Consider the following 19,982-nt stretch of genomic DNA (forward strand, 5'->3'; position numbering starts at 1 on the left):
TTTCCACCGGCTGACACACTTAACTCGCCTCAAACCCTACAAAATCAAACGATCAGGAAGGCGCGTCATGAAACGTCTCACATTACCCTTATTGTTAGTATTTTCTCCCGCAGCCCTAGCCACTTGGTCGTTACAAGGCTTCCCTGCATTTTCCGAGCAAAGCAGCGGTATTTTCAGCAGCTCGGCCACGCTAACTAAAGGCCAATATCCGCTTAAATTTTATCAGGATAAGCAATGCTGGCAGCCAACTAACACCGTCAAACTCAACCAAACCTTTTCTCTACAGGCTTGTGATAATCAGCCTGAAATCATGTGGCGACTGTTTCGAGATGGCCAGTATCTGGCGCGCATAGATACCCGCAGCGGTACACCAACACTGACGCTGAGCTTAAAACAGCCCGCTGTTGATGAATCCCAAGCCGTTACCCATATTTGCCAGCGCTGGAACGGTCAGCCGGTAACCGTAGACGTCAGCCAGACCTTTGCCGAAGGGGAAAAACTGCGTGATTTCTATTCGGGCCAAACCGTTATCGTCACAGACGGCAAAATCGCACTGCAACCGGCAGAGCAAAGCGGCGGCCTGTTGTTGCTAGAACTCGCACAAACTCAAGGCCCTGCACCATTTAGCTGGCAAAACGCCACGGTTTACTTTGCGTTGACCGATCGTTTCAACAACGGCAATCCTGCCAATGATCATAGTTATGGCCGTAAAAACGATGGCCAGCAGGAGATCGGTACTTTCCACGGCGGCGATTTGGCCGGATTAACTCAAAAGTTGGACTATTTACAACAACTTGGCGTAAACGCGCTGTGGATTAGCTCACCGCTGGAGCAAATTCACGGCTGGGTTGGCGGCGGCACCAAAGGAGATTTCCCGCACTACGCCTACCACGGCTATTACGCGCTGGATTGGACCCGACTCGACGCCAATATGGGTGATGAACAGGATTTACGCCAATTGGTCGATCAAGCTCATCAGCGCGGCATCCGCATAATATTTGATGTAGTGATGAATCATGTGGGTTACGCCACTCTGGCAGATATGCAGAGCGGCCAATTTGGCTCATTGTATTTATCCGCAGAACAGGCGGAGAAAACGCTGGGCAAGCGCTGGACCGACTGGAAGCCAGGCAGCGGTCAAAACTGGCATAGTTTCAACGACTTTATTAATTTCAGTGATAAATCCAGTTGGGATAACTGGTGGGGTAAAAACTGGGTTCGCACCGATATTGGTGATTATGATTCTCCCGGTTTTACCGATCTGACAATGTCACTGGCTTTCCTCCCGGACATCAAAACTGAATCCACGCAGCCCAGCGGTTTGCCGTTGTTTTATCGCCATAAATCCGATACTTCAGCCAGAGAAATCCCCGCAGCTACGCCTCGAGATTACCTTACTCATTGGCTAAGCAAATGGGTTCGAGATTATGGCATTGATGGATTCCGAGTCGACACGGCTAAACACGTAGAAAAAGCGGCTTGGCTGCAGCTTAAACAACAGGCTACGTCAGCATTAGCAGAATGGAAAGCCGCTCATCCCGATCGGGCGCTGGATAATACTCCATTTTGGATGACCGGCGAGGCTTGGGGGCATGGCGTAATGAAAAGCGATTATTATCAGAATGGTTTTGATGCCATGATTAATTTCGATTTTCAGGATCAGGCTAAACAGGCACTGGACTGTTTCTCTGCCATTGACAGCACATATAGCCAAATGGCTGAAAAATTGCAGAATTTTAACGTACTGAGCTACCTTTCCTCACACGATACTCGCCTTTTCTTCCGCGACGATGCCGCTCAATCATTAGCAAAACAGCGGCGCGCCGGAGATTTGCTGCTGCTGGCTCCTGGAGCGATTCAGATCTTCTATGGTGATGAAAGTGGGAGAGAATTTGGCCCAACCGGATCCGATCCGCTGCAAGGCACTCGCTCGGATATGAACTGGAATGAACTGAGCGGCCCGAAAGGAGCGCTGCTGGCTCACTGGCAAAAAATCAGCCAGTTCCGCGCGCGTCACCCCGCGATGGGTTCCGGGATACAGAAGTCACAGCAAACTGCTGATTATTATGCGTTTAGCCGTCAGCATTTAGACGATAAAGTCCTTATTATCTGGAGTGGAGATAAAAAACAGTAACGCAGATTATTATCCTGATATATCGATTTTTGTTGATACATCTGCGCACAAGGCAGAATCATGGGTACGTTGCACCCGCAATTATCTGGCTGTATGGTGCTCCTTTACCTCCAGATAACAATTAGTCAGCATTTATGAAGTTTTCACTTTTTGGCGATAAGTTTACCCGCTACGCGGGCATTACACGGTTGATGGATGACCTGAATGAAGGATTACGCACACCGGGCGCTATCATGCTTGGTGGGGGCAATCCGGCTCAAATTCCTGAGATGGATGCCTACTTCCAGCAGCTATGTCAGGAGATGCTGGATAAAGGACAGCTCACAGAGGCGCTATGTAACTACGATGGCCCGCAGGGTAAGAATCTGCTGCTAAACGCGCTGGCAAAAATGCTGAGTGATGAGTTAGGTTGGCAGGTCGAACCACAGAATATTGCACTAACAAACGGCAGCCAAAGCGCGTTTTTCTACTTATTCAATTTATTCGCTGGCCGCCACGCCGACGGATCGCTGCGTCGGGTATTATTCCCACTGGCGCCTGAATATTTAGGCTACGCCGATGCCGGTTTGGATGAAGGGCTGTTTGTTTCGACTAAACCGAATATTGAGCTACTGCCAGAAGGCCAGTTCAAGTATCACGTCGACTTCGATCACCTGAAGATTACCGATGATATCGGGCTGATTTGTGTCTCGCGACCGACTAACCCAACCGGAAACGTCATTACAGATGAAGAGTTAATTCGTTTGGATGCTCTGGCACAGCAGCATGATGTGCCGCTACTGATCGATAACGCCTACGGCGTGCCTTTCCCCGGTATTATTTTTAGCGGTGCAACCCCACTGTGGAACCCGAATATTATTCTGTGCATGAGCCTATCGAAGCTTGGCCTGCCGGGTTCTCGCTGTGGCATCGTTGTCGCCGATGAAAAAGTGATTTCGGCTATCACGAATATGAATGGCATTATCAGCCTGTCTCCAGGTAGCATAGGGCCAGCAATAGCGGCAGAAATGATTCAACGCGGCGATTTGTTAGACTTATCCAACAAAGTTATTCGTCCGTTCTATTCTCAACGCGTACAGCATACTCTTGAAATTATTCGGCGTTATCTTCCCGCCGAACGCTGCCTGATTCATAAGCCGGAAGGCGCGATTTTCCTATGGTTATGGTTTAAAGACCTGCCGATTACCACGGAAATACTGTATCAACGCCTGAAGAAGCGCGGCGTATTGATGGTACCCGGCCACTACTTCTTCCCCGGTTTGGAACACGATTGGCCTCATACTCATCAGTGTATGCGAATGAACTACGTGCCAGACCCAGAACAGATCGAAAAAGGTGTCGCGATTCTGGCAGAAGAAGTGGAATTGGCTTATCAGGAAGCGCGCTAACAACAATGACGCGCGGAGAAAAATAAGGCGATATTCGCTATCGGTATAGTGAGCAGCAATATAGTAAACACTGGCATAGCAAAACTGCGCTATGCGGCAAAATCACCGAGCAGCTCCCTCAAACTCAAAAGGACAACCTCGGTTGTCCTTTTTGAAATTTAGCGACCCGAGAGCGCTACAAAGTCCAGAACAGCACGGCCAGTATCTGCGGTGACATAATCCTTAGGAACATTGCCAGCGGATACACGGTGGCATAAGACAGCGCCGCCGCGCCACTGGTTGGGTGTAAGCCATTGGCAAAAGCCAGCGCCGGTGGATCGGTCATGGACCCCGCCAACATACCGCACAGCGTCAGATAATTCATTTTAGTGAGAATGCGCGCCAAAATCCCGACGGTTAACAGGGGAATCGCGGTAATCATCGCACCGTAGCCAATCCACGCCAGCCCATCGCCATAAACCAGCGTATTAATAAAGTCGCCGCCTGATTTCAGCCCGACCACCGACAGGAAAAGTACTATACCCAGCTCACGCAGCGCCAGATTGGCGCTGGGCGGCATAAACCAGTACAGTTTACCGATGCTGCCGATACGCCCTAAAATCAATGCGATAACCAGTGGCCCCCCTGCCAATCCCAAGCGTAAAGCCGCAGGAAAACCGGGAACAAACAGCGGTATTGACCCCAGTAATACCCCTAATCCGACGCCGATAAATACCGGCAACATTTGTACTTGTTGCAGTTTTTGTTGAGCGTTACCAATAACAGCAGCAACCGCCTCAATGGATTCCGGTCGCCCTACCAAATTTAAAATATCACCAAATTGCAGGCTGGCATTGTTGCTGGCAACCAGCTCGATACCAGCTCGGTTTAGCCGAGTGATGGCGACGTCGTATTTCTGTTTTAGGTTTAGATCGCGAATTTTTTTGCCTAAAACAGCCTCGTTGGTCACCACCATCCGCGCCGATTGCAGCGCGCTACCGGCGGTGGACAGCGCCACATCCACCTCTTCACCAAGCACTAAACGCACTTTTTCCAGATATTCGCGTTGTCCAACCAAATGCAGATAATCACCTAACTCGATTATGGTAGCAGGCAGCGGCACCATCAATAAATCACCGCGTTTCAGGCGAGAGCACACCACATCATCGCTATTTAACAGCGGAATATCCTGCATAACCAAGCCATCCAAATTAGGATTACGGACCGCGACGTTCATGGTTTGCAGCAGTTCACGGTTTTGTCCGCTCCGACTATCAAAATCTTTGGCTTCACGATCGACATTTATCTTAAACCCTAGCCGGATCAGCCACATAACCAACAGAATCCCGCAAATACCAAAAGGATAGGCCATGGCATATCCCATTCCCATTTGCCCAACCAACTGAGGAGAAGATCCTAAATCCGTCAATACCTGCTGAGCCGCGCCCAGCGCCGGAGTGTTGGTCACTGCACCGGAAAAAATACCGAGAATGATCGGCAGTGGAACGTTGAAAAGTTTGTGGATAACCGCCGTTACCAAGCAGCCCATCACGACCATTAATATAGCGAAAGCATTCAGCCGTAGTCCGGAAACTCGTAGGGAAGAGAAAAAACCCGGCCCGACCTGAATCCCAATGGTATAAACGAACAGAATCAGGCCAAACTCCTGAATAAAGTGAAGCATGTCACCGTTGAGACTAACCTGATAAGTTTGGGCGAAATGACCAACAATAATTCCGCCAAATAACACACCACCAATCCCTAACCCAACGCCATATACCTTCCAATTACCGATCCATAACCCCAATACGGCGACCAGCGCCAACATACTGACGGTAAGGGCGATATCAGTCATAAATCACTTCCTTGCCTAAGTTTAAAATCCGGTCGACCGACTTCGGTCTTAAATTCTTACAATTAGTAGGGATTCTGGCAGAAGGGCAACGAGGGGACTGTGGGATGCACCACAAAATGCGCCGGATAACAGGAATGTTTCCGGCGCCAAACGCTAGGGAGGAGGGTTATACTTTTTTATTATCTGCACCGGCTCCGGGAAGGGAGACCGGTGCGAGTTGGGTAACTGCAAATTACTGCTGAACGGTTTCCGCGTTATCCAATGCCGGGCGACCTTCTACCGGACGACCGATAGTAATACGCTGTGGCTGGAGTGCTTCAGGAACTTGGCGCAGCAGGTCGATATGCAGCAAGCCGTTTTCAAACTGCGCATTATCAACGTTCAGGTGCTCTGCCAGAGTGAAGGTCAGATTAAACTCTTTACGAATCAGACCCTGATGCAGATATTCTACCTGTTTCTCCACTGGTGTTGGCTTACCACGAACCGTCAGGCGAGGGCCTTCAACTTCGATCTCCAGTTCACTTTGCTTGAACCCAGCCAGCGCCAGAGAGATACGGTAGTGGTTATCATCACTTTTTTCGATGTTATATGGAGGGAACCCCTGTGCCTCGGTAGAACCCTGCATGGTGCTTGCCAATTTATCAAAACCAATCCACTGACGAAGCAAAGGTGACAAATCATAATTACGCATAGTGTTAACTCCTTCTTTGAAGCGAGGTAATGGACTGCCACGGTAGCGTTAATAACTCCTTATCAAACCAAAATCTGCTGTTAAATAACAAGCAGGCGTTATTAACCCGTGACAGGTTGGCCCCCGATTACGGCAGGCCAAACTCTTGAGTAATAATGTGTCTAATACACATTGTTTAAATTTTATTTAATCTCAATCCGACGAGGTTTCATACTTTCAGGAACAATTCGTTCCAGATCGATATACAGCAGGCCATTTTCTAAATTGGCGCCTTTAATTTTAATATGTTCAGCCAATTGGAATTTTCGTTCAAAGTTTCGCTCCGCGATCCCTTGATATAAATAAGTGCGCTGCGCTGGAGTTTCTACGTGAGAACCACGAACAATCAACAGGTTATCCTGCGTGACGATCTCCAGTTCCTGCTCGGCAAAACCGGCAACGGCGATAGCAATACGGTAGTTATTTTCATCTACCAGCTCGACATTATACGGAGGATAGCCGCCGTTATTCTGGCTCTGACCCGTTTCTAATAAGTTAAAAAGACGATCAAAACCAATAGCAGAACGGTATAATGGAGCAAGATCCGAATTACGCATAACAACTGCCTCCTAAATTTATTAGCAAGGTTAAATAGGTCTTCCTTTATGGACAGACTCTTGGCCAGAATACCCTGTCAGGCATATTCTCTCTCGGCCTGATAATAAGATGGGATCGAGTTTTCTCATTTCAACTGTCAAAATGAAAAAAATTTTTATCTAAATATTTTTGCTCTAAAAATGGGGTTATCGCATACACTTAATTGGGAGCGCCGCCACATCTGCGTGTAATTATTATATTAAAGCGACAGCAAAATGTTATAACTCTGACAGATTGCTTTTATGTTGGCTGACAACCTGAACACTGCCAAATGAGATGTAACGATATGATAAGAACCACCGTTCTTCCTATGGTCACTGGCTGTACCCTGCTCTTTACTAGCGGCTGTTCCAGCATTATGACTCACACCAGTAGCAGTCAGGGCTACTATTCTGGCACCCAGGCTAACGTCGCCATGCTCAAGGATGACAACACCGGCTGGGCGCTGCGCCCACTGCTGGCCGTTGATTTACCCTTTTCTGCCGTAATGGACACGCTATTTCTCCCTTACGATTATCTGCGTTCAGATAACGATCCTGCGCCCGGCTCTCCCCGAGAACGTATCCGTCAGGAAGAAGCGCAAAATATGGCCGCCAGCGGCAATAGCGCAACCGCCAACACCCAACCCATTCAATAAAGATATTATTTATCGATTAATATAGGGCTTACCGGTTAATGATCAATTAGCCGGCTTCAACCACAAAAATTTGCGACCAACCGTCAATTTCCCGCATATAGGCAACTTTCGTCCCATCAGGGGAAAAGACCACCGCGTCTCCCAATGGTGGAACCGCGCTTCTCTCCGTTAGCTGCTGTACTCGGCCGCTGCCAATTTCGCAGCACACCACGCTGTTATCTCTGACAAAAGCAAGTCTGTCACCCTTAGGACTCCAGCTGAAAGCCGATTGCACTCCGTACTTGCCATGAGTCAATTGCCGTGATTCACCGCCCAGTGTCGATACCAGATAAAGCTGTACGATTCCCTCATCGTCCTTCATCAAACAGGCAATGGCGCTACCGTCTGGAGAGGAGCGTAACCAGTGGCGCGGCGTGGTCGCCAGACCTGGATATCTGCGTTCTTCCGTATAGGTCAACCGTCGTTGATTTACCCCCAGCGGAGGCGCTGGAAGACGGTATTCATCGCCCTCCAACGGTCTCGAACCTGCTCGGGCAAATTCTCGGTTTTGTTCTGGTAAATCAACAATAAAGACTTCAGGGAGTTTAGAACCATCCGCCGCGACCGTATCGCCAATAAACGCCAGCGCCCAGCGTTGTCGGCTGCCGTCGGCTTTCAGGTAACCCTGCTCGCCAATCCAGCCTTCTTCATAAGCGCGGTTGATTTCATCACTGCCTGGTCGGGGCGTTGACGTGGTACTGCTGACCAAAACGCAGAAATGGCTGCCATCATATTCACGATGATGATGCTTTGGCGGATTAACCCCATGCAACGGCACGGCAACGCCGACGTTACGTAAATCGAGCGCGGGATCGCGTTCATGCAGCACATGATCGTTATAGGTAAAACTCAGACGCGTGCCGTCGGGACTAAAAACGTGCACATGAGTCCCACCACGCAAAGCGCCGGGAGTATAAGGCGCAGTGATATCCAGAGCGTCCAACGTAATGGCCAGTTCCCGATCCGGCTCGCTGACAATCACGCCGCGCCGATGATGAAAATCATAATGCCACTGGCTATCCGGATGTTCTGGGCCGTGAATAAATACATAGCGAGAGGGAATATCAGGGCTGACGGTCACGACACCAACGTGAGCGCCATGCTGAGCACGATAAATAACCTCAATCATTCCCGTCTTACAATTAACTCTTTCAATAGTTAAACCGGTGAAAGAAGCCCCGTTTGGCCGAACGTCATAAACCAGCCATTGGCTGTCCGCCGTCCAGACATTGATATTGGTGAGCTGATGACCTCGAGGATCGAAAGTTAACTGTTTTTCCTGATGGTTCATATCGCTTCTCGCTGATAACCCGTATAGCGCTCATCCTGCCCCATTCGCCGCCCCCCGTCATCCGCGATATGCCATCCGCGCGACCCAACGGGCGATTTATTCACCTTCACTGCTTCCAATTTAGAATTTAATGTCTAATATAGAATTTTTAGTATAAATAAATCGAATATAAATAGAGTTACCTATGCTGAGCCGCTATCACACCATTGCCGATGCTATCGCAACCCTCTTTGCACCCTATGCCGAAGTTGCTATTCACGATATGGCAAGTCAGACGCTGGTTTATATCGCCAATAACTATTCACATCGTCAATTGGGAGAGGACTCCAATTTAAGCGAGCTGGCCTTAGATCAAAGTGCTCAGCTGCTGGGACCTTATCAAAAGCGCAATTGGGATGGTCGTCAGCTTCGGTCAATCAGCTCGGTGCTGCGGAACGATGAGGGGGAAATTATCGGGTTACTGTGTATCAATCTGGATATTACAGTGTTTGAAAATGCCAAAATAGCGTTGGATATGTTTCTCAATAACAGTGGGTTACAGCCTCAACCTGCGGTTTTATTTCAGGATGATTGGCAGGAACGTATCAATACTTTTATTCACCAGTGGTTACAGCAACAACAGCTTTCTCTCTCAACGCTGAATAATCATAGCCGCCGCTCCTTAGTTGAAGCGCTTTATCAGCACGGCGGATTTAAAGGCAAAAATGCCGCGGGCTATGTAGCGAAAATCCTCGGAATTGGCAGAGCAACCGTTTACAACTACCTAAAAAATAATAAGGAATCTCTATGAGTTCGCTATTTGAGGCCATTCAGGAAGCCCATCAGATTCTGCGCCCACAGGTACGCATTACGCCGTTGGATTACAGTCCGTTGCTTTCCCAGCACACTGGCTGTGAGGTTTATCTCAAATGCGATCATCTACAGCACACCGGTTCCTTTAAATTTCGCGGTGCCAGTAACAAACTACGCCTGCTGAACGAAGAACAACGCCAGCGCGGAGTGATCGCGGCCTCTACCGGCAATCACGGTCAGGGCGTGGCGCTAGCCGCAAAACTACTGGGCGTCGAAGCCACTATTTATGCACCAGAACAGGCCGCGACCATTAAATTAGACGCCATCCGCGCGCTGGGTGGAAAAATAGAACTGGTAGCTGGTGATGCTTTAAATGCAGAACTGGCTGGAGCCAAGGCGGCTCAAGAACAGGGGAAAATCTATATTTCCCCCTACAACGACGAGCAGGTTATCGCCGGACAAGGCACCTGCGGCATGGAAATAGTCGAACAACAGCCGAATCTGGACGCGGTTTTTGTTTCCGTTGGCGGTGGCGGCTATATCGCCGGAATCGCAACCGTATTGAAGACGTTGTCGCCAAAGACGCGGATTATTGCCTGTTGGCCAGCGAATGCCACCAGCATGTATAGCAATCTGCTAGCCGGTAAAATCTATGAAGTGGAAGAGCAGGAAACGCTGTCTGACGGCACCGCTGGCGGCGTAGAAACTGGCGCGATGACTTTCCCGCTATGTCAAAAACTAATCGACGAGAAAGTACTGGTTACCGAAGAAGAGATCAGGCAAGCCATGCAGTTAATTGCCCGTAGCGACCGCTGGATGATCGAAGGGGCGGCTGGCGTGGCGCTGGCGGCAGCATTGCAACAGGCACCACAATGGCAGGGCAAAAAAGTAGCGGTGGTTCTGTGCGGTAAAAATATCGTACTGGAAAAGTACCTTAAGGCCGTTTCCTGATGCTTATCCTCAATAAACAGCAAGTACTCGACAGGTTCGCCGTCGAACGCACCACTTTACTGCTCAAAAAAGGATTTATCGCGTTCAGCCAGCAGCAAGTTCAGATGCCGTCAGTACAGCATTTGTTGTTCACGCAGGCGAATGGTGATTGCTGTATCAAAAGCGGCTATCTGGAAGGAGACGAAAGTTTTGTCGTGAAAGTGTCCAGCGGATTTTACAACAATCCATCATTAGGATTATCCAGCAGTCAGGGTTTGATGATGGCCTTCTCGGCTAAAACCGGTGAACCACAGGCGCTATTAATGGATGAAGGCTGGCTAACCGCTCTGCGCACCGCATTGGCCGGTCGAATTGTTGCAGAACTCTGTGCCCCAAAACACATTACAGCTATTGGCATTGTGGGCACCGGCTTACAGGCTCGCTTGCAGTTGGTGCACCTGAAAACCGTAATTAATTGTCGGGAAGTCTGGGTTTGGGGACGAAATCCTGAAGCATTATGCGATTATCAGTCATTTGCTGAATTAGAAGGTTTTCGCGTACATATTACACAAGATGCCAGCCAGTTAGCGGAAAATTGTCAATTTATTGTGACGACTACGCCGAGCCGCGAACCTATTTTGCGGGCTAAAAACATTCAACCCGGCACTCACATCACCGCAGTCGGCGCTGATGCTGCTGGCAAACAAGAGCTGGAAACCCAACTTGTGGCCAAAGCAGACAAGATTCTGGTGGATTCATTAGTGCAATGCAGCGCATTCGGTGAAATTTCCCATGCTTTTCAGCAGCAGTTACTTCAGGCAACACGCATTAGCGAGATCGGTGAAGTATTAGCACTAAATAAGCCCGTTAGAAAAAATGATCGCCAAATCACGCTAGCTGATTTAACGGGTTTGGGCATTCAGGATGTACAGATCGTAAAAAGCATTCTGCTTTCCTGAGCCTAAGAGCAGGAAGGGGCCACTAATGGCCCCTAAAATGTTTTTTGCGTTATTTGGCAGCAAAATTAACGTTGATTCAGCACAAATTTTTCAATGGCTAGCGCTACGCCATCTTCTTCATTGGTTGCCGTCACGTACTGGGCAATCTCTTTTAGCTCGGGAATAGCATTCCCCATCGCTACGCCCAGACCAGCATATTCAATCATCGCGTAATCATTACTCTGGTCGCCTAAAGTCATCACATTTTCCTGTGCGATGCCTAGATGCTCCGCCAGCATTCTAACACCGGCGCCTTTATCAACGCGTTTACTCAGAATTTCTAGGAAATAAGGCGAGCTTTTCATAATGGTGAACTTATCGAACACTTCAGCAGGAATCTGTGCGATGGCGCGATCCAAAAGCTCTGGTTCATCGATCATCATTACCTTAGGAAATCGCATTGTTGGGTCCATTTCACTCACACTACGATATTTCAACGGAATTCCCGTCAGAACAGTTTCGTGAATAGTGTACTTACTGATGTCTTTGTTAGCGGTATACAACGTATTGTAATCAAAAGCGTGGAAATGTACGCCTAACTGCCGTGCCATCGCTTCGAAATACAGATAATCATCAAAGCTTAAGGTTTCCTGCAATACACATTCACCGGTCGCGGCTTTTTGAACTAATGCTCCGTTATTGCTAATGCAATAATCGTTGCTGTTTTCCATATTCAGTTCGCGCAGATATTGAGTGACACCGATATAAGGCCGGCCGGTAGCCAGTACCACCACCACGCCTTTTTGCTGTGCGGCCTCGATGGCCTGCTTAACTCTCGGGGTAATTTGGTGAAGTCCGTTAAGCAGCGTACCGTCCATATCAATCGCAATCAATTCAATAGCCATGAGACCCTCATATATTTTCATCGTCTTACATCATGCTAACGCGATTCAGCGAACGAATGCTAGCAAGGGTTTACTCAACCCGCTAGGTTCTCTATGAAACCTGGCTAGAAGCAGTAATATTGGCTGCAAATCGCTCCTAAACTGGCTTTTCAGGCAAAAAAAACCGGAGACAGTCGCCTGCTCCGGTTTTCTTACCGCCGCAATTTATCAGATATCGATATTTGCTGCTTTTAAGGCGTTTTCTTCAATAAAGGCACGGCGTGGCTCCACTGCATCACCCATCAGAGTGGTAAACAGTTGGTCTGCGGCAATGGCATCTTTCACCATTACGCGTAGCATACGGCGGCTTTCTGGGTCCATAGTGGTTTCCCAAAGCTGATCCGGGTTCATTTCACCCAGACCTTTATAACGCTGAATTGCCAGACCACGGCGGGATTCTTTCACCAGCCAATCCAATGCTTCTTCGAAGCTATCGACCGCGAAACGACGCTCGCCGCGCTCAACGTACGCGCCTTCCTCGATCAGACCACGCAGTTTCTCACCCAGCGTACAAATCTTGCGATATTCGCCACCGTGAATGAAATCGAAGTCCAGATCGTAATCGGTATCAACCCCGTGGGTACGAATGCGCAGAATCGGTTCAAACATCTGACGCTCACGATTTTCACGAACGATCGAGCTGTAGCTGCTACCGTGCTGTTCATTTTCATTCAGCAAGTTCACCAGAGAATCGATCCACTGCTGTACCGCTTCCTTATTACCTAAATCGTCTTCCAACAGCGTTGGCTGATAAATCAGGTTATTTAGCAACGCACGCGGATAACGGCGCTCCATGCGAGTAATGGTTTTCTGCACGCTGTAGTGTTCAGCAACCAGTTTCTCCAACGGTTCGCCAGACATTGCCGGTGCATCAGCGTTGATATGCAGAGCCGCGCCATCCAATGCCAGAGACATTTGATATTGCTCCATCGCATCATCATCTTTGATGTACTGTTCCTGCTTGCCTTTCTTCACTTTATACAGCGGCGGCTGAGCGATAAATACATGGCCACGCTCAATAATTTCCGGCATCTGACGATAGAAGAAGGTCAATAGCAATGTACGGATGTGAGAACCATCGACGTCGGCATCGGTCATGATAATGATGTTGTGATAGCGCAGTTTGTCCGGGTTATATTCATCCCGGCCAATCCCGCAGCCCAGCGCAGTAATCAACGTGGCGACTTCCTGCGAAGACAGCATCTTATCGAAACGCGCTTTCTCAACGTTCAGAATCTTACCTTTCAGCGGCAGAATCGCCTGATTCTTACGGTTACGGCCTTGTTTAGCCGAACCGCCCGCCGAGTCCCCTTCCACTAAGTAGAGTTCGGACAGCGCCGGATCGCGTTCCTGACAGTCTGCCAATTTGCCCGGCAGACCGGCCAAATCCAACGCGCCTTTACGACGAGTCATTTCACGAGCTTTACGCGCTGCTTCGCGAGCACGAGCGGCATCAATGATTTTACCTACCACGATTTTGGCGTCGGTTGGGTTTTCCAACAGATATTCGACCAGCTTCTCGTTCATCAGCGTTTCAACCGCGGTTTTCACTTCCGAAGAAACCAGCTTGTCTTTGGTCTGAGAGGAGAACTTAGGATCGGGAACTTTTACTGAAACTACGGCGATCAGGCCTTCACGAGCATCGTCGCCGGTGGCGCTAATTTTCGCTTTTTTGCTGTAGCCTTCTTTATCCATATAGCTGTTCAGGGTACGGGTCATCGCCGTACGGAAACCAACCAAATGGGTACCGCCATCCCGCTGAGGAATGTTGTTGGTGAAGCAGTAAATGTTTTCCTGGAAACCATCGTTCCACTGCAACGCCACTTCCACGCCAATGTCGTCTTTTACCGTAGAGAAATAGAAGACTTTTGGGTGAATCGGGTTTTTGTTCTTGTTTAGGTATTCGACAAACGCCTTGATCCCACCTTCGTAATGGAAGTGGTCTTCTTTATCGTTACGCTTATCTTTCAACTTAATGGAAACGCCGGAGTTCAGGAATGACAGCTCGCGCAGGCGTTTCGCCAGAATTTCATATTGGAATTCAGTATTATTGGTAAAGGTCTGGAAACTCGGCCAGAAACGTACCATGGTGCCGGTTTGTTCGGTTTCGCCTACAACTTTCAGCGGCCCCTGTGGCTCACCCATTTTATAAGTTTGCTCGTGAACTTTGCCTTCACGACGAATGACCAATTCCAATTTTTCAGAAAGGGCGTTTACAACCGAAACCCCAACGCCGTGCAGACCACCAGACACTTTATAGGAGTTATCATCAAATTTACCGCCGGCGTGAAGCACGGTCATGATGACCTCAGCCGCGGAAACCCCTTCTTCTTCATGCAGACCGGTAGGAATACCACGACCGTCATCCTGTACGGATACGGAGTTATCGGCGTGAATAGTCACCTGAATTTCTTTACAGTGACCCGCGAGGGCTTCGTCGATAGCGTTGTCCACAACCTCGAATACCATGTGGTGCAGACCGGTACCGTCATCAGTATCACCGATATACATGCCCGGACGCTTACGAACCGCATCCAGCCCTTTTAATACCTTGATACTTGAGGAGTCATAAGTATTCGACATCAACGTTTCTCGCTCATCTTTAATCCTGTGGTTGAACCTCTATTTTGCCATGTTCCACTCGGAACATCTTGCCCTTTTCACCTACCATGTCGGTTACTTGTTCAGCGCTAACCGCACTGACAAAAACCTGTGCCTGGGTGGCTTTCAAACGCTCAGCCAATAAACGGCGTCGGCCGGTGTCCAGTTCAGAAGCAAAATCGTCAAGCAGATACAGGCAACGCCGCCCGCTCTGTCGGGTGAGAAACTCACCCTGCGCTAACCGCAGCGCGCACATCAGCAGTTTTAGCTGACCGCGCGATAGCAAATCTTCTACCGGCGTACCCTCGGCCCGAATGCGGAAATCCGCTTTATGCGGCCCGACGGCGGTATAGGTTAGCGCTCTGTCACGCTCAAACTGGCGTTCCAGCAACTCACCGTAGTCGCTCTCTTTGTCCCAGCCACGCTGGAAAGAGAAACTCAAGGCGAACTCTGGCAGGAACAGGGCGCATGTCGCAGCAATATCTGCGGCAATGGCGTCACTGTATGCCGCTCGCCATTCGCTAATACGCTCAGCCAGCGGGATAATTTCCTGATCCCAAGGCCGTATTTGCGCATAGCGACTCACCTGGCGCAGCGCGGCGTTGCGCTGCTTAAGTAACCTTTTCAGGTTGCTCCAGGCGGTAAAGAAACCGGGTTCATTATGAAAGCAACCCCAGTCTAAAAAAGCGCGCCGAAACTTCGGCCCGCCGTTCAATAAGGTGAAACCTTCTGGCGTGATCAGCTGCATTGGCAACATCTGCGCCAGCTCAGCCACTTTATGGCCGTCACTGCCGTCAATCCGCACTTTACTGTCGCCCTGGCGACTCTTGCTTAGCCCAACGGACAACTCTCGTTCTCCGCCGTCTACCCGCCCGTGTAATACAAACTCAGGGCAGTCATGGCGAATCACTCTTCCTGCCTGTAGGCTGCGAAAAGCCCTACCATGACCAAGGGTATATACTGCTTCGAGTACGCTGGTTTTACCGCTGCCATTGGGGCCAACGAGAAAATTAAATCCCGCGGCCGGTGCCAGATCTGCAGATTCGATATTACGAAAATCTTTTATCAGTAAACGCGTCAAAGCCATGAAGCTGATTCTTATTCTTATGACCGAGGACGTAATTATCGCCGGCAGACTGGATGTGAGCAGAGTTCAGCCTCATCCCTGCAGGCAAATACGACAACCCGATAAATACTACAAACGCATTGGCATGACTACGTAAGCCGCCGCCTGACTCGCGCTATCTTCAATCTGTACGCTCGAAGTCGAATCCGTTAGCAATAGGCGAACATCTTCACATTTCAAGGCGTTAAGAACATCCAGTACGTAGCTGACATTGAAACCGATTTCCATTTCCTCGCCTTCATAGCTAACGTCCAGAATCTCTTCTGCTTCTTCCTGTTCCGGGTTATTTGCCGTGATTTTGAGCTGATTATGGCTAACATAGAGCCGAACACCGCGGAATTTCTCATTCGACAAAATAGCAGCGCGAGCGAAGGCCTGCTTCAGCAAATCGCAGCCTGCTTCCAGCGTTTTATCAGGATTCTTAGGTAATACGCGGCGATAATCAGGGAAACGGCCGTCAACCAGCTTGGAAGTGAAAATAAAATCACCCACGTGAGCACGAATGTTGTTACTGCCGATTTGCAGACGCAGTGGCGTTTCGCCGCCGTCCAGCAATCGAACCAGTTCCATGACCCCTTTACGCGGCACGATCACCGAATGTGAAGGCAAAGTTTGGCCAATAGGCATTGAGCACACCGCCAAGCGATGGCCGTCGGTGGCTACGGTGCGCAGTTCTTCACCTTCGGTTTCAAACAGCATACCGTTCAAGTAGTAACGTACATCCTGATGGGCCATTGAGAACTGGGTTGACTCAATCAAACGCTTCATCGTGGCTTGAGGCAGCATGAATTCCACCTCACTTTGCCAGTCATCCAGATTCGGGAAATCGGCGGCAGGCAGCGTAGACAGCGAGAAGCGGCTGCGGCCCGAACGCACCAGCAGGCGATCGCCATCCAGCGCAACGGTAATTTCAGCACCTTCCGGCAAACCACGCCAGATATCAAAAAACTTCCGCGCAGGCACGGTCGTTGCGCCCTGCTCATGGGAATGGGACAAGGCGACTCGCGCCACCATTTCCATTTCCAGATCGGTACCGGTCAGCAGCAAAGAGCCTTCCGTGACTTGCAGCAACAGATTGCCCAGAATTGGCAACGTCGGACGTCCACCCAGCGGGCTACTGACCTGTTGCAGGGGTTTTAGCAGATGCTCACGTTCAATGATAAATTTCATAGCGCTAGGAGGATAATGTTCTGATTAAGTTAGAGAAATCTTCTTTGATGTCGTGACTTTCCTCACGCAACTGCTCAATTTTCCGGCAGGCGTGCAACACCGTGGTGTGGTCGCGGCCACCAAACGCATCGCCGATTTCAGGCAGGCTGTGGTTGGTTAGCTCTTTGGCCAATGCCATCGCCATTTGGCGTGGGCGAGCCACCGAACGGGAACGCCGTTTGGAGAGCAGGTCTGCGACCTTGATTTTATAATACTCGGCCACTGTCTTCTGAATATTATCGATAGTGACCAGTTTTTCCTGTAACGCCAGCAAATCACGTAGCGCTTCACGCACAAAATCAATGGTAATAGCGCGTCCAGTAAAGTTCGCGTTGGCAATGACGCGGTTCAGCGCCCCTTCCAGCTCACGAACGTTAGAACGCAGGCGTTTAGCAATAAAGAACGCCACTTCTCCTGGCAGACGAATATCATTTTCATCCGCTTTTTTCATCAGGATCGCCACGCGGGTTTCCAGTTCCGGCGGCTCAATGGCGACCGTCAAACCCCAACCAAAGCGTGATTTCAGACGATCTTCCACACCATTTATCTCTTTCGGGTAGCGGTCCGAGGTCAAAATGATTTGTTGATTACCCTCAAGCAACGCGTTGAAAGTATGGAAGAACTCTTCTTGTGAACGCTCTTTATTGGCAAAGAACTGGATATCATCGATCAGTAACGCATCTACTGAACGATAATAACGCTTAAACTCTTCAATTGCGTTGTTTTGCAACGCTTTTACCATGTCCTGCACAAAGCGTTCGGAATGCATGTAAACCACTTTGGCATTGGCTTTACGTGCCATGATGCCATTTCCCACCGCGTGTAACAGGTGAGTTTTACCCAAGCCGGTGCCGCCATAGAGGAATAACGGGTTATAGGCACCACCCGGATTATCCGCAACCTGACGGGCTGCCGCGCGGGCCAGCTGGTTAGATTTACCTTCAACAAAGTTATCGAAAGTGTGCTTAGGGTTAACGTTAGAGCGATAAGAAAGCTCTGGCTGCGCCGGTGAGCTGTCCCAACTCGGGCGCATCGGCGCACTGCGAATCACAGGAGCTGCTGGCGCACTGACGCTGGCGGCGGTAACCGGTTGATTCTGTGTTTGTACCATGGGTTTGCTGCCAACTTCAAAGCGAAGTAAGGGTACATTTGTACCGCAGAAATCATTGAGCAAACCATTGATATTGTTTAAGTACTTATCACGTACCCAGTCCAAAACAAAACGATTAGGTGCGTAAAGCGCCAGAGTATTGTCACTCAGTTCCGCCTGTAAAGGGCGTATCCACATACTAAATTCTGTGGCAGGTAACTCATCCTGCAATCGGGCAAGACACTGCTGCCAAAGCGAAAGTGACACGGCGGACTCCACTCGAACAAGATCAATAAAAGAAAGAAATCAGGATATTGTGTAAATCATCGTTTTTGACACACGCCAATTGGCCTGTAGCAGGCCGAAGCGACATGCGAACCGTTTTTTACGGTTGTTTTTTTACGATTAACATCCCCCCACGATCCCAGAGTAGAGATCGCGATCGGAATGGCGGATCATAGCGCAAAAGGAGCAATAGATCCTCCCCTTCCTCACAGATTAGATCCTTTTTATCCACAGGGTGTGGCTTGACAAACAAGTGTAACCCACCGCGCCGCATTTGGTTGAGCACATCAGCATTAATCAAGAAAAATTTCAGACTTTCCTGAAATAACCCACAGCCTGCCCACAATCCGATCCCCTAATGAGATCAAAGGATCTTGATGCGATCCTTGCGATTTATCAGGGAGTCCGTATAATCCTCAGCCCTACGTGTGATGCCTGTTTTCCTGATGGCTTTTGGCCAAACGGAATCCTTCGGTAAACACGGGCAGGCTCCTTGGTAAACTCCCGGTTTGGAAAACTTCCTTACTGGCTTGCGCAATGTGAATTGACTCAGGACTGTACAATTATTACAATCCCGCTTCTTTATATGTTGCGATTGAGGCGTCGGTGGTCTTCACTCCGAGCAGCCAAACGCGTTTACTGAATCAGTAATAATTTTAAGTTTAGGTAGAAATCGCTATGAAACGCACTTTCCAACCGTCCGTATTGAAGCGCAACCGTAGCCACGGTTTCCGTGCTCGTATGGCCACCAAAAATGGTCGTCAAGTTCTGGCTCGCCGTCGTGCGAAAAGCCGTTCTCGTCTGACTGTTTCTAAGTAATAAAGCTAACCGACTGAGTGGTTAAGCTCGCTTTCCCTAGGGAGTTACGTTTGTTAACTCCCAGTCATTTCACTTTCGTCTTCCAGCAGCCACAACGGGCTGGCACGCCGCAAATCACCATCCTCGGCCGCCTGAACGAGCTGGGGCATCCCCGCATCGGTCTTACCGTCGCCAAAAAACATGTCAAACGTGCTCACGAACGTAACCGGATCAAACGCTTAACGCGTGAAAGCTTCCGGCTGCATCAGCACACGTTACCGTCTATGGATTTTGTGGTGTTGGTTAAAAAAGGTGTGGCTGACCTTGATAACCGTGCGTTGACGGAAGCTTTGGAAAAATTATGGCGCCGCCACTGTCGCCAGGCTCCCGCATCCTGATCGGCCTGATTAGGGGCTATCAGCTCGTAATCAGTCCGCTGTTGGGGCCACGCTGTCGTTTCCATCCGACGTGCTCTCATTACGGAATTGAGGCATTGCGCCGGTTTGGCATGATAAAAGGCAGTTGGTTAACGCTGAAACGCGTATTAAAATGCCACCCTTTGAACCCAGGTGGCGATGATCCCGTGCCGCCGAAACCCGACGATAACAGAGAACACTAA

Annotated in this window: 18 protein-coding genes; 9 read left to right on the forward strand and 9 right to left on the reverse strand. The window is 49.5% G+C overall.

What is annotated here, in order from left to right; genetic code table 11:
* Positions 1–67: 67 nt before the first annotated feature.
* The gene (locus tag AD970_RS05945; RefSeq protein WP_049597398.1) at positions 68–2,134 is read left to right on the forward strand and encodes an alpha-amylase; all 2,067 of its coding nucleotides are present in this window, start codon (positions 68–70) and stop codon (positions 2,132–2,134) included.
* 134 nt (positions 2,135–2,268) lie between these two features.
* Entirely contained in the window at positions 2,269–3,522 is a 1,254-nt protein-coding gene (locus tag AD970_RS05950; protein WP_049597399.1) for a valine--pyruvate transaminase, read from the forward strand.
* Positions 3,523–3,697: 175 nt separating this feature from the next.
* On the opposite strand, the gene AD970_RS05955 is transcribed toward AD970_RS05950, so the two are convergent.
* The 3 genes from AD970_RS05955 to ibpA all read right to left on the reverse strand — a co-directional run bounded on the left by AD970_RS05955 (position 3,698) and on the right by ibpA (position 6,643).
* Positions 3,698–5,356 (reverse strand): putative transporter, encoded by a 1,659-nt coding sequence (locus AD970_RS05955; protein ID WP_049597400.1) that lies wholly within the window; start codon positions 5,354–5,356, stop codon positions 3,698–3,700.
* A gap of 232 nt (positions 5,357–5,588) precedes the next feature.
* Complete coding sequence (gene ibpB, locus AD970_RS05960; RefSeq protein WP_049597401.1) at positions 5,589–6,047, reverse strand: small heat shock chaperone IbpB; 459 nt, start codon at positions 6,045–6,047, stop codon at positions 5,589–5,591.
* A 182-nt stretch (positions 6,048–6,229) separates the two neighbouring features.
* On the reverse strand, positions 6,230–6,643 hold the full coding sequence (gene ibpA / locus AD970_RS05965; protein ID WP_049597402.1) for a small heat shock chaperone IbpA: 414 nt from the start codon (positions 6,641–6,643) through the stop codon (positions 6,230–6,232).
* Positions 6,644–6,972: 329 nt separating this feature from the next.
* Here ibpA and AD970_RS05970 point away from each other — a divergent pair, with 329 nt between their 5' ends.
* A complete protein-coding gene (locus AD970_RS05970) occupies positions 6,973–7,320 on the forward strand; it encodes a YceK/YidQ family lipoprotein (RefSeq protein WP_049597469.1) in 348 nt (115 codons plus the stop codon).
* A gap of 46 nt (positions 7,321–7,366) precedes the next feature.
* Here AD970_RS05970 and AD970_RS05975 read toward each other — a convergent pair whose 3' ends face one another.
* A complete protein-coding gene (locus tag AD970_RS05975; protein WP_049597403.1) occupies positions 7,367–8,650 on the reverse strand; it encodes a DUF3748 domain-containing protein in 1,284 nt (427 codons plus the stop codon).
* A 184-nt stretch (positions 8,651–8,834) separates the two neighbouring features.
* On the opposite strand from AD970_RS05975, the gene AD970_RS05980 reads away from it, so the two are divergent.
* From AD970_RS05980 to AD970_RS05990, 3 genes are read left to right on the forward strand one after another with little or no spacing between them, the layout of a single operon-like run.
* Entirely contained in the window at positions 8,835–9,440 is a 606-nt protein-coding gene (locus tag AD970_RS05980; RefSeq protein WP_049597404.1) for a helix-turn-helix transcriptional regulator, read from the forward strand.
* Positions 9,437–10,393: a threonine/serine dehydratase gene (locus tag AD970_RS05985; RefSeq protein ID WP_049597405.1), complete on the forward strand. Its 957-nt coding sequence runs from the start codon at positions 9,437–9,439 to the stop codon at positions 10,391–10,393. Before AD970_RS05980 ends, AD970_RS05985 begins: the two co-directional genes overlap by 4 nt.
* Complete coding sequence (locus AD970_RS05990) at positions 10,393–11,331, forward strand: ornithine cyclodeaminase family protein (protein ID WP_049597406.1); 939 nt, start codon at positions 10,393–10,395, stop codon at positions 11,329–11,331. The genes AD970_RS05985 and AD970_RS05990 overlap by 1 nt, the downstream gene beginning before the upstream one ends.
* A 65-nt stretch (positions 11,332–11,396) precedes the next feature.
* Here the strand turns inward: AD970_RS05990 and yidA are convergent, their stop codons facing one another.
* The 5 genes from yidA to dnaA form a co-directional block, all read right to left on the reverse strand.
* Positions 11,397–12,215, reverse strand: a complete 819-nt coding sequence (gene yidA, locus AD970_RS05995; RefSeq protein WP_049597407.1) for a sugar-phosphatase — start codon at positions 12,213–12,215, stop codon at positions 11,397–11,399.
* Between the two features lie 207 nt (positions 12,216–12,422).
* Positions 12,423–14,837, reverse strand: a complete 2,415-nt coding sequence (gyrB, locus tag AD970_RS06000; RefSeq protein WP_049597408.1) for a DNA topoisomerase (ATP-hydrolyzing) subunit B — start codon at positions 14,835–14,837, stop codon at positions 12,423–12,425.
* A 19-nt stretch (positions 14,838–14,856) separates the two neighbouring features.
* Positions 14,857–15,942, reverse strand: a complete 1,086-nt coding sequence (gene recF / locus AD970_RS06005; protein WP_049597409.1) for a DNA replication/repair protein RecF — start codon at positions 15,940–15,942, stop codon at positions 14,857–14,859.
* 108 nt (positions 15,943–16,050) lie between these two features.
* The gene (dnaN, locus tag AD970_RS06010; RefSeq protein WP_049597410.1) at positions 16,051–17,151 is read right to left on the reverse strand and encodes a DNA polymerase III subunit beta; all 1,101 of its coding nucleotides are present in this window, start codon (positions 17,149–17,151) and stop codon (positions 16,051–16,053) included.
* Positions 17,152–17,155: 4 nt separating this feature from the next.
* Positions 17,156–18,547 (reverse strand): chromosomal replication initiator protein DnaA, encoded by a 1,392-nt coding sequence (dnaA, locus tag AD970_RS06015; protein ID WP_049597411.1) that lies wholly within the window; start codon positions 18,545–18,547, stop codon positions 17,156–17,158.
* Between the two features lie 696 nt (positions 18,548–19,243).
* Between dnaA and rpmH the strand changes: the two genes are divergently transcribed.
* Genes rpmH through yidD form a run of 3 tightly spaced genes read left to right on the forward strand, consistent with a single transcriptional unit; the run spans position 19,244 to position 19,982 of the window.
* Positions 19,244–19,384: a 50S ribosomal protein L34 gene (gene rpmH / locus AD970_RS06025; protein ID WP_002220736.1), complete on the forward strand. Its 141-nt coding sequence runs from the start codon at positions 19,244–19,246 to the stop codon at positions 19,382–19,384.
* Between the two features lie 17 nt (positions 19,385–19,401).
* Positions 19,402–19,761, forward strand: a complete 360-nt coding sequence (gene rnpA, locus AD970_RS06030) for a ribonuclease P protein component (protein WP_025380108.1) — start codon at positions 19,402–19,404, stop codon at positions 19,759–19,761.
* Positions 19,725–19,982 carry a membrane protein insertion efficiency factor YidD gene (yidD, locus tag AD970_RS06035; protein WP_049597413.1) on the forward strand — a complete coding sequence of 86 codons (258 nt, stop codon included), beginning with the start codon at positions 19,725–19,727 and terminating at the stop codon, positions 19,980–19,982. Before rnpA ends, yidD begins: the two co-directional genes overlap by 37 nt.

This window comes from Yersinia nurmii (assembly GCF_001112925.1).
Taxonomy (GTDB): Bacteria; Pseudomonadota; Gammaproteobacteria; order Enterobacterales; family Enterobacteriaceae; genus Yersinia; species Yersinia nurmii.